Origin of the sequence: Binatus sp. (SeqCode) (genome assembly GCF_035272065.1) — a bacterium.
GTDB lineage: Bacteria > Desulfobacterota > Binatia > Binatales > Binataceae > Binatus.
The window spans coordinates 118379-134240 of the sequence record NZ_DATEQZ010000052.1 but is presented as its reverse complement, the minus strand read 5'-3'; the positions used below and the strand labels follow the sequence as shown (position 1 = coordinate 134240).

Here is a 15862-nt window from a genome sequence, read left to right as displayed (position 1 = left end):
TGGGATTAGGCGCGGATGCAGGCGACATAGTGGTTGGGGCCTTTGTTTTCGAGCGGCGGCTCGGCCGCGGAGCACTGCGGAATTGCGCGCTCGCATCGCGGATGGAATCTGCAGCCGGACGGCGGATTCATCGCGCTCGGAATCGAGCCGGGGATCGCCTGCAAGCGGTGGTGCCGGCTGCCGTTGATGCCGGGTATCGATTCGAGCAATCCGCGCGTGTACGGGTTGAGCGGATTTCGAAACAGCTCCGCAGTCGGTGCCTGCTCCATCACCCGCGCCGCGTAGAGAATCGTCACGTCGTCGGCATACTCGGCCACGATTCCGAGATCGTGCGTAACCAGAATCACTGCGAGTCCGAGCCGCACCTGCAACTCGCGGATCAGATCGAGAATCTGCGCCTGTATCGTCACGTCGAGCGCTGTCGTCGGCTCGTCCGCTATCAGGAGGCGCGGATTGCACGACAGCGCCATCGCGATCATCACGCGCTGGCGCATCCCGCCGGACAACTGATGCGGGTAGTCGTCGATGCGCCGTTCGGGGTCGGCAATCCCGACCATCCTGAGCGCCTCGATTGTGCGGTTGCGCGTCTCGGCGCGATTGGTTTGCTGATGCAGTCGGACCGCCTCGCCAATCTGGCTGCCGATGGTGAAGACGGGATTCAGCGACGTCATCGGTTCCTGGAAGATCATCGCGATCCGCGCGCCGCGAACATGGCGCATCTCCGGCTCGCTGAGCTTCAGTAGATCCTGATCCTCGAAAATTACCTCGCCGCCCACGATTCGCGCCGACTCGGGCAGCAACCGCATGATCGAAAGCATGCAGGCCGACTTGCCCGATCCCGACTCGCCGACAACTCCGAGCAGCTTCCCCGGCGCGACTGAAAAACTCACGCCGTCCACCGCGCGCACCTCTCCCGCCTCGGTAAAAAACGAGGTGCGCAGCGATTTGACTTCGAGCAGAGGTTTCACGTGACGTTCAGCGTATCATCGAGACTGATGCGAAATCATGCGGCGGTGGCGGGGTCGAGGCGGTCGCGGAGGTGGTCGCCGAGGAAGTTGAATGACATCACGGCGAGGAAGATGAAGATGCCGGGGATCAGGATCCATGGATAACGCGCTAGGTTCTGGACGTCCTGCGCCTGCGCCAGCAGGTTGCCCCAGCTTGCGGCTGGCTCCTGGATGCCGAGGCCGAGCAGCGACAGCGCGCTTTCGCCGAGGATGAAGCCGGGGATCGAGAGCGTCGCAGCCACGATCGCGTAGCCCATCACCGACGGAATGATGTGACGCGTGATGATGCGCCATCGCGACGCACCCAGAGCGCGCGCCGCCTCGACGTACGGACGCGAGCGCACCGAAGACGCCATCCCGCGGATGATTCGCGCGAAGCCGGCCCAACTGATGAAGCTCATAATCGCGACGATCATGAAAAACGTTGCGACCGCGCTCAACCCCGACGGAATCACCGCCGCCAGCGCGAGCAGAAAATAAAATGACGGCAGCGACATCTCGATTTCGGACCATCGCATGATCAGGAAATCGACCGTCCCGCCGATGTAGCCGGACAGCGCCCCGATTGTGATGCCCAGTGAGAAACTGATCAGCACACCGATCAATCCGACGCACATGCTGACGCGCGAGCCGTAAACGATTCGCGAGTAGAGGTCGCGCCCGAGGCCGTCGCTGCCGAGCATGAAGTACGGCTCACGCTCGCTGTCGGTGGTGAACAGGTGGCCGTGCGAGAACAGGTGGATGTCGAGCCGCCGAGAGGCGTCGGCAACGAACTTGCGCCCAATCGGATCCTGCATGCCCATCGGATGGCTGTAGAAGATCGAGCGCGACCATTCAGACGGCGCACTCAAGTGGAGCGACATCGGCGGACAGTCGGGCATCTCGCGGTTCTGATAGGCCGGGTCGTAGCTCGCGAAGAACGGCGACGCGGCAGCGAGCAGGTAGAACGTGACGAGGCAGATCGCGGAGAAGCGGACCGTCCGCGACGCGAGCCGCCATTCGCGCGCCACGCCCGACGTTGGTCGCGCGGATACCGCGGCGCCCTGGAGATTCGCTGGCATTGTGGCGTCCACGTTCATTTCACTCGGCCGCCACCGAAGAAAAGTCGACACGCGGATCGACAGCGACCAGCGCGACGTCGGCGAGCAGGTTGCCGACCAGCAAGAGAATCGTGCCCATCAGCACCGAGCCCATCACAAGGTAGATGTCGAGCGAGCGCACCGCGTCGAGCATCAGCAGCCCGAGCCCTTGCAGATTCATCACGGCCTCGACCAGGGCGGCGCCGCCCAGCAGATCGCCCAGCGAATATCCGGCCATCGTGACGAACGGGTTCATCGCGTTTCGCAGCACATGCTTGTAGATGACGACGCGCTCGGACAGTCCTTTGGCGCGTGCGGTGCGGACAAATTCCGAATTTTTGATTTCGAGAATCTGCGACCGCATCAGGCGCATCAGGCCCGCGGTGCCGGAGATGCCGAGCACGAAGACCGGCAGGATGAGGTGGTTGATGCGATCCGCGATCCGGTTCACCGTATCGAGCGTCGCGTAGTCGGGTGAGTAGGTGCCGCCTATTTGAAACCATCCGGTTTTCAGCGCCAGGTACATCATCAGGAAGGCGAGAAAAAAGCTCGGCACCGACATCCCAAAGAACGCCAGAAATGAGAGGAAGCGATCCCAGATCGAATTTTGATTCACCGCCACGATGATTCCGATCGGAATCGCGATCAGCCACGAGAAAATCATGCTCGTCGCCGACAGGATGATCGTATTGAAAGCGCGCGACGCGATCAGCCCGGTGACGCTCACTCTGTACTGCAGCGAGAAGCCGAAGTTCAGATGGAGCACGCCCCACAGCCACTTGAAGTAGCGGACCATCAACGGCTGATCGAGGCCGAACTGCGCCTCGAGTTGGTGAATGACCTCGGGCGTGATGGTCGGGTTGAGCTTTAGATTCGAGACGAAGTCGCCGGGCACCAACGACATCGCGAGGAACGAAATGAATGTGATCCCGAGGATGAGCGGGATCATGTTGAGCAGGCGACGGATCAGAAAGCGGGTCATCGTGTCATCGGCCTGATATTTCGACGTGCGTGCCGCGCCGGATGTTCAGTCGGCCTTGAATTCCATCCACTCGGACTTGTACAGGCCCCAAACTTTGGGCTGGTAGTTCTCGAGCGAGTTTTTCCACGACGCATAGCGCTGCGAGCGGACCGTCTCGATTATCGGCAACTGGTCGTGCATGATTTGCTGAATTCTCCAGTAGTACGGCGCGCGCTTGTGGGGATCCATTTCGGATGCGCCTTGATCGAGGAGCGTGTCGATCTCGGCCTCCCACGGCGTGGCGGGTTTGGGCTGATTCGGATTCCACAAATGAAGGTTGCCCGATGAGCGATAAAAGTTGGCGCCGTCGTTCGGCTCAATCCCGCCGGTAAATCCAATCAGCACGCAGTCCCAGTCGAACGACGAATCGAGCTTGTCCACCAGCGTGGTGAATTCGAGCGGCCGATAATTCACCTTGATGCCGAGGCTTTCGAGGTCTTGCTTGAAGATGGTGCACATCTCGTTGCGCTCGGGCGAGCCGGTGTTGGTGGTGAGATCGAATTCGAGGCGATTGCCTTTCGGATCGGTTCGCACGCCGGGTTTCACGAGGTGATAGCCTGCCCCCTCGAGCGTGTCGGCGGCAAGTTTCGGATCGTAGTCGTAGTCCTTGAGATTGGGGTTGTGGAAGATTTTGTTCTCGGGTGAGATATCGGCTACCGCCGGCACCGCGAGCTGGTGAAAGACAAGATCGATCATCGATTTCTTGTCGACCATGTGCGCCATCGCTTGCAGGAACTTCAGGTCCGTAAACCATTCGAGCTTCGGATTGGTGACGCCGTCTTTGACGAAGTGGCGTGGGTTGCGGTTGAAGGCAAAAAACAGCGAGCCCGTGTCAATTCCGATCTGCTGAACCGTGATGTCGAGTTCGTGGTTCTTCACCTTGTCCTGCAGCGGCGAAACCTCCTCAGTGCGCGGGCCGTACACGTCGATTTGCCCCGACAGGTAGCGCAGGTAAGCGGTGTTCTGATCCGGCACGATCGTCACCGTCTGCCCATGCAGGCGCGGCAACTGACCGCCGCGCTCGTCCTTCATCCAATAGTCTGCGTTGCGATCGTAACGCACGAGCTGGCCCTGCGTGTAGTGCGTCATCTTATACGCGCCGTTGCCGACGAGCTTGTCCGGGGGAGTATCGATGCCCCAGGTGTGGTTGAAATTTCCCGCCTTCCACACAGGCTCGAGGATGTGCGCCGGCATCACCTGGATGCCGAGCGAGTAGAGCAACGGCGCAAACGGCTTCGGCAGATGCATCACAACGGTGTAGTCGTCGGGCGCTTCAGCGGCGATGCGCTGGTGGTCGATGGTGATCGCGGGACGGATGCTGTTGGGCACCTTGGGATCATAGATGACGTCGAGCGTGAACAGGACGTCGTGCGCAGTGACGGGCTGACCGTCAAACCATTGCGCGTCGTGGCGGAGATGAAACGTGATCGACTTGCTGTCGGGCGCGATGTCCCATTTCTCGGCCAGTCCCGCCTCCGGCAGGGTAGTGACAGGGTTGAGCCGCAGCAGGCTCTCGAACAAATCGCCGGTTAGCGCGCCCGAGCTTGAATCGGTGATCAGAATCGGATTGAAGGTGCGCGGATCGCTGGCGATGGCCGAGTAGAGGATTTGACTGGTCGCGTGATCGCTCCCGGGCCGGTTAACGTGGCATCCGGCAACAATCGCAAGCGAGGCCAGAGCAATCGCGCACGTAAGTGCGGTTAAAAACCGATTACGCCGTCGCTCAGCTTTCATTTGAAAACGCGCGGACATCGACAAGACTCAGATTCACCACAGTGGCTCCTGGAGCCGGTATCAACACGAACGTCGAATCGGGAATTATTCCGTTGACGATCGGCCGGAGATAGCGAAACGTGACGTGGCTGCCGGCCGCCGGAAATGTCGCATCGACGACGTACGGAAACATCACTCCGCCGATATCATGATAGTCGCTGTAGCGCACCTCGTAATTCACGACGCCGCCGCCCGCCGTCTCCCGCACCATCGCGAGGTTGCCGCCGGAAAATCCAATCTCGCGAGTCCCCGACGCGGCGTTGCCGTACGACGCGACCATCATCGCGCCGTCGTTCGATACCGACTCCGCGCTGCTGCCGAGCGCGAACGCTGGCGGCGCGAGTCCCATCAGCAGACCCACGGCGTCCGCGGGCGCCATCGGGATTCGCACGTACCGGTAGAGTGTGTCGGCGTTGGCCTCGCCGCGCATGAAGCGATTCTGCCCCGGCTCGAAGATCGCGAGGTCCGATCCCTGTGCCGCTAGCAGCAATGCCACCCCGAACGGCGACATCGCTTCGACCCGCAAATTGCCGGGGCGCTTGACGACTAGTTCCTCTTTGGCTTTCACATGTTGATCGCCGGCAGTGTATTCCATGACGGCCGGCGTCTGCATGCAGGCGAGACTTCTGTCGCGCTCCACCAGCGCTGCGACCATTCTCTCGACTTGATATTTGTTCTCGCTCCAGCCCGGGGTTGGCGTCTCGGCTTCTGGGACGGGCGGAGTGTATATGACGAAGCAGGCGGAAGTTTCGAGCATCGCCAGCAGGAGCATCGATGCGACCGCCGCGAGCGAAACTGTTGTTCGGCGCCGAGCGCGATCAGTGGCCCGCGCTGGCGGCATTCTGCAGGACCTGGATTTTATCCTTGAGGCGCGCGACCTGGTCGGTTTCCTGCGCCTTCTTCAGCGCGTCCGAGTATTCGTGGCCGGCTTCCTTGGCTTTGCCCAGCTTGCGGTACGCGTCGCCAAGATGCTCGGTGATCGTGGGATCGCTGCCGGTCAGGTTGACCGCCTTCTCCAACTCCTCGACGGCCTTCTTGTAGTCGCCCTTCTGGTAGTAAACCCATCCCAGGCTGTCAACGTAAAATCCGTCTTCGGGTTCGATATCGAGGGCGCGCTTGATTAGCTTTTCGGCCTCGGCCAGGTTGGTGCCCTGCTCGGCGTAACTGTAGCCGAGGTAGTTCAGCGCCTGCGCGTTGGCGGGATTCAGCTCGATCGCCTTCTTCATCTCGGCCATGCCTTCGTCGCGCTGCTTGTTCTGATCGAGCGCGGCGCCGAGGGTGAAGTGGAACTTGTCATTCTTGGGTTCGGCCGCGACCATCTTACGTGCCAGCTCGATCGCCGCCGGGTAGTCCTTCTTTTCTTGGTAGACGCCGACCATGAAGCCGATTATCTCGGGGTCGTTGGGTTTCTTGGCGAGCGCGTCCTTCAGCGCGCCCAGCGCATCGTCGTACTTGTTCTGCTTGTCGTACAGGTAGGCGAGCTGCAGGCGCGATTCGACGTAATGCTCGTTGTCGCCGGGGATCTTGTTGAACTCGGCGATCGCCTTGTCGTTCTCGGACAGCTCCGTGTACACCGTGCCGAGGTAGTAATGAACGCGGTAGTTGCTCGGCTCGGCGCCGAGCACGAGGTTGAACTCGGTCGCGGCGTCGTCAAAATTGCCCTGCTCGACGTACAGCAGGCCGATCTTGGTGCGCGTGTCGGCGGGATTGGTCTCGACCTGCTCGGCGCGCTTCAGCTCGTCCAGCGCCTCGTTGTACTTCTTCTGACCGACCAGGATTTCCGCCTTGCGCTTGCGGACCAGCTCGTTGTTCGGATTGATTTGCGTGATCTTGTTGTAATAGACGAGCGCGTCCTGGGTCCGTTCCTGGCGCTCGCGCAACAGCGCGAAATCAAGCAGCACCAGCTCCGACTGCGGATTTAGATCGAGCGCCTTCTGATAATATTTCTCGGCGGCCGGGTAGTTCTTCGACGCCACCATCACCTTGCCGGCGTAGTAGTAGCCAAGGAAAGAATTGGGATCGAGCGTAATCAGCTGCTGGAAGGTCTTCTCGGCCTCGCCGTAATCGCCGCGCTTGGCGTAGAGCGTGCCGAGGTACAAATAGGCTTCCTGGTTTTTCGGATTGAGGCGCAGTACCTCGCGGTAGTCCTTTTCCGCGGTCACGTCGTCGCCGAGCGCCGAGCTGATTCCCGCGCCGAGCAGCCGTGCGTCAGCCGAATCGGGATTTATCGCGAGCGCCTGATTCACCTGCTCGAGCGCGTCCTTGAGCCGCCCGTCGCGGACGTAAAGCGTCGCGAGCCGAACCTTCAGCGCCGCGTTGCTCGGATCGTACTGGACGGCCTCCGCGTAATCCTTCAGCGCCTCTTCGCGGTCGCCTTCATTCATCGCGACCTCGGCCTTCAGAAACGCGCTCATCGCGCGCGCATCCGAGGGCACGTCCACCGCCGGCGCGCCGCCGAAGGGATTGTCCCCGCCCACGCTGGCGCTCCGGAGCAGCTCGGGCTTCGCACTCGTGATCGAGGTGCAGCCCAGAAACGCGATCGACGCGACGCCGAGCGCGATAATCGCGCGTGTACTGAAACCTGTCATCGCTACAACAAATTCCCGGGAGAGCTTCTCAATTGGGCCTAACACCACGCTCTTCGATCTAATACGCGAGGTGTCCCGCGACGTTACGACCTCCGCGGACCTTTGCGCATCCCTTACATTATAAGAAATCCGCCACCAGATGCGACCGTGCAACCCTCATTTGATCTTTTGACTGCTTGCCACCGCGCATCGCCTCGGCTAGGCAAGGGGGCCGGAGCCGCCCCGCAATTGCCGCAAATTCCCAACGAAAATAACGACGCCTCGCTCGCTCACACGCTTCGTACGCCGCGTAAGCTGGCCCTCATACCGCTGGTATGCGTGATGTACCTGGTCGTGAGCGGCGGCGCGTACGGCCTCGAAGACGCCGTCCGGATGGCGGGGCCGCGCATGACGCTCCTGCTATGCCTCGTCGTGCCGCTCACGCTCAGCCTGCCGACTGCACTGATGGCGGCGGAGTTGACGGCATTGATGCCGGTGGAAGGCGGCTTCTACTTCTGGGTCAAGGAAGCGCTCGGCCCGTTCGCGGGCTTCGCCGAGGCTTACCTGACAATTCTTTACACCGCCGTCGACATGGCGATTTATCCGGTGCTGTTCGCCGGCTATCTTTCGTTCATCCTGCCGCTCGGCCCGGCGGCGCAGATCGCGATCGGCATCGCGCTGGTCTGGATGGCGGGCGGGCTGAATTTTCTCGGCGTCAGGCCGGTCGGGATGGCCTCGATGATCCTCGCCGCAATCCTCGTCTCGCCGTTTGCGATTCTGGTAGTCGTCGGCCTCCCGCGCCTCGTCCACTTCACGATGCCTACGCCGTCGCTGTTCGGCAAAGATGCGTTAGGTGCGCTCGGCGCCGGGCTGACGGTGGTCATCTGGAATTTCAGCGGATGGGAAAATCTGAGCGTCGTGTCCGCGGAAATCGAAAATCCGCGCCGCAACTATCTGCGCGCCATTCTGATCGCGCTGCCGATAATCGTCGCCGGCTACGTGCTTCCGCTCGCGGTCTCCGTCTCGGGCGCGACCACCGCCGCCGGCTGGGGCACCGGCTCGTTCTCGCACGCCGGCTACGCGATCGGCGGCCGCGCACTCGGCGGCGCGCTGGCGCTCGGCGGCGCCGTGATGTCGTTCGCGGTATTCGAGGCCGCGATGCTCTGGGTGTCGCGCATGCCCTTCGTGCTCGCGCGCGAGCGCTACCTGTCGCCGCCGCTCGCCCAGCTCTGGTCCACCACCGCGACGCCCGGCAAATCGATCCTGCTCTGCTGCGTCGTCTTCACGCTGCTGGTGCCAATCGGCTTCGTCGCGCTGGTCGTGCTCGACGTCTTCTTCTACATGGCCGCGCTGGCGCTGGAACTTTTCGCACTGCTGCGCCTGCGCAAACTGATGCCCGATCGCACCGCGATGTTCACGATAGGCGGAGGCCGCGCCGGCCTGGCGCTCGTCGCGATTCTCCCAATCCTGACCTGGGCCGCGACCTTCGGGCTGGCCATTTCGGCCAGCGACGGTAAGTCCGACTTCATCCTGGCCATCGTGCTGGGCGCATTCGTCTGGCCCGCATACGCAATCTGCCGCCGCCGCTACGGCGGCCCCCCGCCAATCGATGTCCCGCCCACCAGCCTCACCGCATAACTCTCTGCTTCCTCTCGATGTAAGGAGACAACCTGCCCGGCATTTCTTCCCCTCTCCCTCCCACGGAGAGGATGAAGGTGAGGGTCCTTATACAGCGCGTTCTTTTGCGCGCGATTCAAGATTCTGCGTTCTCTCCCCTCCCTGCTCGGACTCATTTCCAGGGGGATGAACTTTTCAGCCTGATCAAACCGTCCCAAACATGCTACCCACAGGTATGGGACGACACTCATGACGTTCAACAGACAAACTTCATTGCCGCATCCAAGACTCCGCATCGGGCAACTCCCCATTTCAAAAACAAAATTTGACGGAACGAAACTACCCTTGGGTGGTAGGCCCGCCGCAGGACCACAATAGGTGGTAGAAATTGCTGATCTTTACTAGCGAGCAGTCAATCGATACAGCGCAACCGCCTCGTTCTGCGATACCGGCTCGACGGCGAACCTCCCCTGTAACTGATCGAGTTCGTCCTTCAATACATCCGCATACTGCTGCGACTCCGGCGCAGCGATCAGCAGAAACACCGGCGCCTTCGCATCAATCGCCGATGCTAGCGAATCCGCCTCCCTCGCCGACATCTGCTCGCCGTCGAACACGACCGGCGGTACCGACCCGTTCCATCCTGCGGCCCGCTTCTCGTACAGGCGATGCAGATGGTAGTCGGTGAATCGCTCACCCGGATCAAGCGAGTTGAGCCCGACGAAGCGGCGGTCTTCTCCGAGGTAGAGATCGAGAAATTGCAGCGAGATGTTGCTGACTACAGTCGCATCGCCCGGCAGTGTCGAATTCAACGACTCCAATGCCTCAACCATCGGCGAAGACGCGGGCGACGCACTCAATCGCGCGACCGCTTCCGAAGCCAACGACACGACCAGCACTACGTCGAGCACGATCACGCCCACCGCCCTTGCAAACTGACTCGCGCTTCGATTTCGGTTGCGCAGCACGTCGCGCATCCATCGATTCGCGAGCGCCGCGCCCGCACCCGCCGCGATAAACAGTATGAATGCGCCCGGCAGGATGAAGGCCACGTCAGTGAACAGATAGAAACAGTAAAGCCCGGTCAGCGCTCCGAGGTATCCGAGCCCAAACCACATCAGCCGTCGCGCCATGGACTGTCCGGGCGCGCGAAGGATCGCGATGAACCCGACAATCGCGAACACCGCCGCCGCGAACGGGTAGAGCAAGTAGCGCGCATCTCCGCGATCGCCAAGCATCCCATCGAGTCCGAGCAGCGTAGTCGCGTACACGATCACGTTGCCATGCGGATTTCGTGGCATCGTGGGCCCGAACAAGTACGCAGCGCTGAACGTCTTGCCGCCCGCGCCATAAACTTCGGGTACCCACCAAGAGTATCCGCTCGCGAATGCGCTCCCGAGATTGATCGAGTTCTGATGCAATTGCCACGCGACCGGAATCGCGAACCCGACTGCCATCGCGATCGCCGCTTTGAGGAGGTTCGCGAAATCTCTCCTCTCCAGCGGCGCCATCACGACGCACACCACGAGGCCAACAAGGATGGCGGCGTTGGTCGGACGGATGATCGTCGAGAATCCAGCGTAGAGACCGAACAGGAGCCATTCGAACACTGGCATCCAGCTCGGCCGCATCCAGCTCGTAGATTGAGACGCGTCGTGTGACGCCCCTGACATCAGGAACACCACGGCGACAAGCGTCACGGACAACGTCGGCACGTCGCTCATTACGAGCGATGAATACGTGATGAAGACGGGTGAGAGCGCCAGTAGCAGCGCCGCAATCGTGGCGGCCGCGCGCCCGAATGCCCGGCGCGCCACCACGAAAACACCGAAGACCGAGAACATTCCGAGAATCATCGAGGCGTAGAGCTGCGGAAAGTCTCTGGGGTTCAAGAGGTAGAAGTATTCGAGGATCAGCGGGTAGCCGCCGGTATAGCGCGACGGGTAAGTATATCCACCGAAATGCAGTACAGCTCCGCCACGATTTGCGAGGTTCACCGCCGCCGCGGCGTATTCGAGTCCATCCGGCCAAGGCATCAATTCGACTCCGCGTCGAGAGCCGGCAGATCTAATCATTATGATTGCGAGCAGTATGATCGCCGCGAGGATTCCCCAATCGAGGATACCCGGCATAAGGCTAACGCCAGACGGTTCCGTGACAGGCGGTGTCGATGATTTCGCGCGGCTCATCGCGACGCGTCCCCGCGAGCGCTGACAGCGTCGACGCGACTCGCATCGGCGCGTGGCTCATCGCCGTGCTGCTGATCTCGCGCGTCGTGCGGATGTTCTACCCGCAAGTGTGGGTCGAGGACGATTTCTACCTCGAAAGCGCGTGGCTGGTGAGCGCCGGGATGCGTCCGTACCTGGATTTCGTTCATCCGCATATGCCGCTGCTCGAATGGATCGCGGCAGGTTACCTCAAGTTGTTCGGCGCAAGCCATCTGTCGATCGAAATCCTGAACGAGGCCGCGATTTTCGCGACCAGCCTCCTGACCTACTCGCTCGCGCGCAAGGTCGCCGGCCGCCCCATCGCCATCGCCGCGTCGATACTATACGCATACAGCTCGCTGGTCTTTCGTTACCACGCTTACGAGCGCGAGAGCTTCGTCGCGCCGCTGCTCATCCTCGGCGCGATCGTCACGCTCGACGACGCGATGCCGGAGATGCGCCAGGCCGTTTTCGTTGCGCTCATCTTCTTCGTCGCATGCGCAATCAAGTTGACTGCCGTGATTCCGCTACCCGTGATGCTGCTATTCATCGCCGTCGCGTACCGCCGAATCGCGGGCGCGGTCGTCTCGGGCATAATCTTCGCACTCGCGCTCAGCGCGTTCAGTGCGATCCTCTACCGGCTCTACGGCTACGAGTTCATCTTCCAGACGTTTGTTTTTCATTTCCTGAAAGGACGCGACACCGCCGGCAGCATCGCGACCTACCCGCGCACGATCCTCGACTTGCTCGTGCCGCTCTTCGTCCTGGGATGCTGGCGAATCTTCGCCGATCGCACCTTCAACCGCGGCGTGGTTCTGGTGCTCGCGATCGTCTCCGCCGAGTACGCCTTTTACGGCGTCCTGAGTCCGACCGCGTGGGGCCACAACTATCTCGAGCCGCTGCCCTTCATCGCGATCGTCTCGGGGGTCGGCGCGATGGCTCTCATACGAGCGAGCCGGATGCCGACGCAACAATGGCCGTCGCTTTCGGGCGGTGCGGCGCTGATCGCGATTTTTCTGATCTGGATCGCGCCGCTGGTCAACGAGAACTGGCTGCACGGCGCGGTCTACGGATTCGGCTTCGTGCCGCGCGCGGAAATCTCGCAGCTCGCCGCCGCGTTGCGCGCCGCCAGCAAGCCCGGCGACGACGTGATCGCGCCGTCGTTCGTATGCTTCGAGGCCGGCCGCCGCGAACTCATCCGCTATCCCGAAACCTACGGCGTATATCGCGAAGCGAAGGCCGAGTACGATCGCGACGGCTTCTTTGCCGCGCGCCGCCGCCTGGGCCACGCCGACTTCTTCCAGCTCATCTCAGATACGCGACACGACTGGACCGAGCAGATGCGCGACGCAATCGCAGGCGGAAAAGTCTCCGCTGTCATCAGCGACTCGCCGATTCAATTGCTGCCGCTGGTGCTGGTTCCCGACGACTTCCTGTCCAGCAACGGCTTCCGCCCGGTCCTGACGACCGACCACTTCACGCTGTGGACGCGAACCCCCGCGCCCGCGGCGCCGGCAAATGAGTAGCCCTCAGAACGATACAAAAGGAGTTCTAACAGGGAGGAAGTCCCGCATCTTCTCTTGATACCAAGGTGCAGGGGTTACCCCTGTCCAAGGAACTGCGAAACCCACGGGGGGTTCAATACAACTGAGTTCCTATCGCGGCCCCGCTTTACTGCGGATGCCAGCTAGCGCCGCCATCTGACGTCGCGAAACTTCGCCCGCCGGCCGTCGTGACAGTTGCATCATCAGCGCTACTCGCGGTCACGCTCGTCAAATTCTCCGCGGTTGGCGGCGTGATGAGCTCCCAATGCTCGCCGTCGGTCGTGCGGATGATCGTTCCGCTGCGACCGACGATCCAGCATACGGTCGCCGACGGCGCCGAGCCCGCAACTAGGTCAGTGCTTACACCGCTGTGCTGCGTATGCGTCGTGCCATCCGCGTCGCGTCGCTGCACCAATCCATTCTTGCCAACGATCCACGTGACGGATCCGTCGGGCGTCGAGATCGTTACCAGCGTCGGTGCCGCGGACGGCGCTGCCTCACTCGGGCTTACCGCGCCCGCTCCGGCGATTGCCGCACCAACTGCCGCACTGCCGTAACCTTGCACGGCAGCCTTTGGCGCCGCGCCGCCCTGCGCGGTCATCGCCTGCGGTCCGGGAGCCGTCGCGCTGGTCGCCATTCTGTGGAGAACCGTGCCGCCGCTCATTCCTTCCGCACGAGGCGCTGCCTCCGTCTTCGCTTCATTCATCGCGAGCGCTCTCGAAGCTGGCGCGGCAGGTGCAGACGCTGGCGCAACGGCTGGCGCCGCCGGCGCAACCATTGGCGATTCTGGTGCAGCCGCCTGTTCCGCGGCTTCCATGCGCGGAGCTTCCTGCTTCTCCATTGCGACGAGCTGATCACTCTGCGGCTCCTCGTTCACCGGACGCCGCATCGCAATGAAGACGACGACGGCTGCGACGGCCGCAAGCGCCGGCACCGCAATGCGCCATCGCCGGTACCACGGGACCCTAGATGTCGCCCTCGCTCCGCGTGCGCTCTCATCGGCGCGAGCGATTGCCGCCAACAGCATCTGGCATCGCGCGCAATCCGCAAAATGAGCCTCGAGACGCTCGCGCTCCGCCGTTGCTAACGAGCGGTCGCTGTATGCGGCGAGCGACTCCGCATCGGCGCACGCGGGCGTCGCCGCATCGGGCGCCGCGCGCATCGCACGGCGCAGGATCGCGTCGAGCGGCTCATTATTTCTATCGACCGGCGTCACGTCGTCACGATTCCTTACTCTTGGAACGAACCGCGGCCGGAAAATTGCACTGTGCGCGTCGGTTCATTTGGCGTCCGGGAGCGCGCGCGACAGGTCGAACTGCAAATCGCCCGCTGCGAAATCATAACACAGCCGAATCTGGTCATCGCTCAGCTTGTCTTCGTGCAGGGTGCGCTCGATCGCGCGTTTGAGTTGATCGCGCGTGCGCGCAAGCCGTCGTGACACTGTGGACTCATGCTCGTCCATTACGCGGCCAATCTCCTTGAGTGACAAATCGTGCCGGTAGTAGTACGCCATCCGCATCCGGTCCCGCGGCGCGAGCGACTTGAGCGCGCCGTCGAGCGCCTTACCCAGCATCGCCACGTAGCGCGCGCGCTCGGCGTCGGGCGGATCGCTGTTGTCGCTCGCAGCCACCCGCTCGACGTCGTCATCGAGCGGCTGGATACGGCTCTGGGAGCGGATGTAATCGACATGGCGCTGCGCCAGCACCGCGCGCATCCAGGTCAGAAGCGAACTGCGGCCGTGAAAGTAGCTGAGGATCGAGCGGCGTCGCCCGTCGCGAACCTCCAACCCATACATCTCGGCCCACAACGAGTCCGCCAGTTCGCGGCCGCGCGCCTCGTCGCCGGCAATCGCGCGTGCGGCTGCGTACAGAGCCGGCCTAAAACTGGTGATGAAGTGCTCCCACGGCGCGGATTTTCCGGCCTGGCACGCGATCGCCAAGCTCAAGTCTTCGGCGTGGAGCGCGTCGATGAACGATTCGACGCCGGCGCCGTCGAGCACGCCCGCCGCGCGCGCGCCGCGATACGCAGCATCGCGGAGTGACTCGTCGCCGACGTTCCATCGCGCGGCGCGAGCGCGTTTGCACAGGCGTGCCAGCGCGAGGGCATACCGTGCGACGAATTCGGGAGGCGCTTCGCTCACGCTGATGCCCGTTCGAGGCAACGATCCTTCAAGCATGCTCCCGCTAAAGCCAGAACACAGCGCCGACCTGGAGCTTGATTGTAGTGAAACCCACAGTGGGTTTCAGCAGGGGTGACCCCTGCACCCAATGTTAAGAAGAGAAGCGGGTTCCGCCCTGTTAGAATCGGTAAGGGGAACGTCGGGTGCCGAGCGATCTTGTCGCTCGGCGCCTTTCTGCCTCGCCGCTGCCGCACTAACTGTTAGTGCTTCTGATCGTAATGGCGCTCTGCTGCCATGAAGCGGAACGGGTGCGACTTCCAATCGCGGCGCGCTACTGGATGATTCTCCAGATATTCGTGCAAACCGGGATGATTGTTGACGTAGGTCCGGTTGTCGACCAGCGCCGGATCCTTCTCTAGCTGCTGCGCTACTTCGGGATGCGAGTCCATGTAGTGATCGGTTGTCGCCAGCGGATGCGGGTAGCCGCGCTCGCCGTGGTTTTCGTAGTAGTGCTCGCGCGCCATGAAGCGGTCTGGGTGATGCTGCAGCTCTTCGCGAACTTCGGGATGATTCTTGAAGTAGTCGCCGAGGCCGGGATGAGTCGCCAGGAACTGCGGATTGTCCACCAGGCGCGGATCGTGTCCCAGTTGCTCCGCCACTTCGGGATGCTCGTCGAGGTAGCCGTTGTCGAAGCGGCCGACGGGACCGGCGAATGCAGTCGTGCTAATCGCGCCGACGAAGGCTATTGCCGCGAGAGTTACTAGCGATTTTTTCATGATGGGTCTCCTTTTCTATCGATGAGGGTTGGACGGACTCGGTGCAGGTTCCGTTTACATCCAGATGGCGAAGCGTAGCGGACAAAATTCGACGAGGAAGCGTGTAAACGAACTGTAAGGTTGTTTCGTCAAATAGGCCGGAAAATTGTAAC

At 61.9% G+C, this 15862-nt stretch carries 12 protein-coding genes; 2 read left to right on the top strand and 10 right to left on the bottom strand.

The window, feature by feature from the left end; all coding sequences use genetic code 11:
- Positions 1–5: 5 nt before the first annotated feature.
- Genes VJX68_RS10245 through VJX68_RS10220 form a run of 6 tightly spaced genes read right to left on the bottom strand, consistent with a single transcriptional unit; the run spans position 6 to position 7468 of the window.
- Positions 6–968, bottom strand: a complete 963-nt coding sequence (locus VJX68_RS10245; protein WP_324095585.1) for an ABC transporter ATP-binding protein — start codon at positions 966–968, stop codon at positions 6–8.
- A 35-nt stretch (positions 969–1003) separates the two neighbouring features.
- Complete coding sequence (locus tag VJX68_RS10240; protein ID WP_324095584.1) at positions 1004–2068, bottom strand: ABC transporter permease; 1065 nt, start codon at positions 2066–2068, stop codon at positions 1004–1006.
- 19 nt (positions 2069–2087) lie between these two features.
- Positions 2088–3068 carry an ABC transporter permease gene (locus tag VJX68_RS10235; protein WP_324095583.1) on the bottom strand — a complete coding sequence of 327 codons (981 nt, stop codon included), beginning with the start codon at positions 3066–3068 and terminating at the stop codon, positions 2088–2090.
- A gap of 45 nt (positions 3069–3113) precedes the next feature.
- Positions 3114–4841, bottom strand: a complete 1728-nt coding sequence (locus tag VJX68_RS10230; RefSeq protein WP_324095582.1) for an ABC transporter substrate-binding protein — start codon at positions 4839–4841, stop codon at positions 3114–3116.
- Complete coding sequence (locus VJX68_RS10225) at positions 4831–5652, bottom strand: hypothetical protein (protein WP_324095581.1); 822 nt, start codon at positions 5650–5652, stop codon at positions 4831–4833. Before VJX68_RS10225 ends, VJX68_RS10230 begins: the two co-directional genes overlap by 11 nt.
- Positions 5653–5698: 46 nt before the next feature.
- Positions 5699–7468: a tetratricopeptide repeat protein gene (locus tag VJX68_RS10220; protein ID WP_324095580.1), complete on the bottom strand. Its 1770-nt coding sequence runs from the start codon at positions 7466–7468 to the stop codon at positions 5699–5701.
- Between the two features lie 228 nt (positions 7469–7696).
- Here VJX68_RS10220 and VJX68_RS10215 point away from each other — a divergent pair, with 228 nt between their 5' ends.
- Positions 7697–9085: an APC family permease gene (locus VJX68_RS10215; protein WP_324095579.1), complete on the top strand. Its 1389-nt coding sequence runs from the start codon at positions 7697–7699 to the stop codon at positions 9083–9085.
- Positions 9086–9465: 380 nt separating this feature from the next.
- On the opposite strand, the gene VJX68_RS10210 is transcribed toward VJX68_RS10215, so the two are convergent.
- Positions 9466–11253: a glycosyltransferase family 39 protein gene (locus VJX68_RS10210; protein WP_324095578.1), complete on the bottom strand. Its 1788-nt coding sequence runs from the start codon at positions 11251–11253 to the stop codon at positions 9466–9468.
- On the opposite strand from VJX68_RS10210, the gene VJX68_RS10205 reads away from it, so the two are divergent.
- Entirely contained in the window at positions 11235–12797 is a 1563-nt protein-coding gene (locus tag VJX68_RS10205) for an ArnT family glycosyltransferase (protein ID WP_324095577.1), read from the top strand. The two genes, VJX68_RS10210 and VJX68_RS10205, sit on opposite strands and share 19 nt — an antisense overlap.
- Positions 12798–12942: 145 nt before the next feature.
- On the opposite strand, the gene VJX68_RS10200 is transcribed toward VJX68_RS10205, so the two are convergent.
- The 3 genes from VJX68_RS10200 to VJX68_RS10190 all read right to left on the bottom strand — a co-directional run bounded on the left by VJX68_RS10200 (position 12943) and on the right by VJX68_RS10190 (position 15710).
- Positions 12943–14031 carry a zf-HC2 domain-containing protein gene (locus VJX68_RS10200; RefSeq protein WP_324095576.1) on the bottom strand — a complete coding sequence of 363 codons (1089 nt, stop codon included), beginning with the start codon at positions 14029–14031 and terminating at the stop codon, positions 12943–12945.
- Positions 14032–14094: 63 nt separating this feature from the next.
- Positions 14095–14955: an RNA polymerase sigma factor gene (locus VJX68_RS10195; RefSeq protein WP_324095575.1), complete on the bottom strand. Its 861-nt coding sequence runs from the start codon at positions 14953–14955 to the stop codon at positions 14095–14097.
- Between the two features lie 239 nt (positions 14956–15194).
- Positions 15195–15710, bottom strand: a complete 516-nt coding sequence (locus VJX68_RS10190) for a hypothetical protein (protein ID WP_324095574.1) — start codon at positions 15708–15710, stop codon at positions 15195–15197.
- Positions 15711–15862: the final 152 nt, after the last annotated feature.

What these genes read in the sequence shown, in the direction of transcription:
- VJX68_RS10225 (WP_324095581.1), bottom strand. Translation starts at nt 5,652, where the DNA reads ATGCTCCTGCTGGCGATGCTCGAAACTTCCGCCTGCTTCGTCATATAC.
- VJX68_RS10220 (WP_324095580.1), bottom strand. Translation starts at nt 7,468, where the DNA reads ATGACAGGTTTCAGTACACGCGCGATTATCGCGCTCGGCGTCGCGTCG.
- VJX68_RS10210 (WP_324095578.1), bottom strand. Translation starts at nt 11,253, where the DNA reads ATGAGCCGCGCGAAATCATCGACACCGCCTGTCACGGAACCGTCTGGC.
- VJX68_RS10190 (WP_324095574.1), bottom strand. Translation starts at nt 15,710, where the DNA reads ATGAAAAAATCGCTAGTAACTCTCGCGGCAATAGCCTTCGTCGGCGCG.
- VJX68_RS10240 (WP_324095584.1), bottom strand. Translation starts at nt 2,068, where the DNA reads ATGCCAGCGAATCTCCAGGGCGCCGCGGTATCCGCGCGACCAACGTCG.
- VJX68_RS10205 (WP_324095577.1), top strand. Translation starts at nt 11,235, where the DNA reads ATGATTTCGCGCGGCTCATCGCGACGCGTCCCCGCGAGCGCTGACAGC.
- VJX68_RS10230 (WP_324095582.1), bottom strand. Translation starts at nt 4,841, where the DNA reads ATGAAAGCTGAGCGACGGCGTAATCGGTTTTTAACCGCACTTACGTGC.
- VJX68_RS10235 (WP_324095583.1), bottom strand. Translation starts at nt 3,068, where the DNA reads ATGACCCGCTTTCTGATCCGTCGCCTGCTCAACATGATCCCGCTCATC.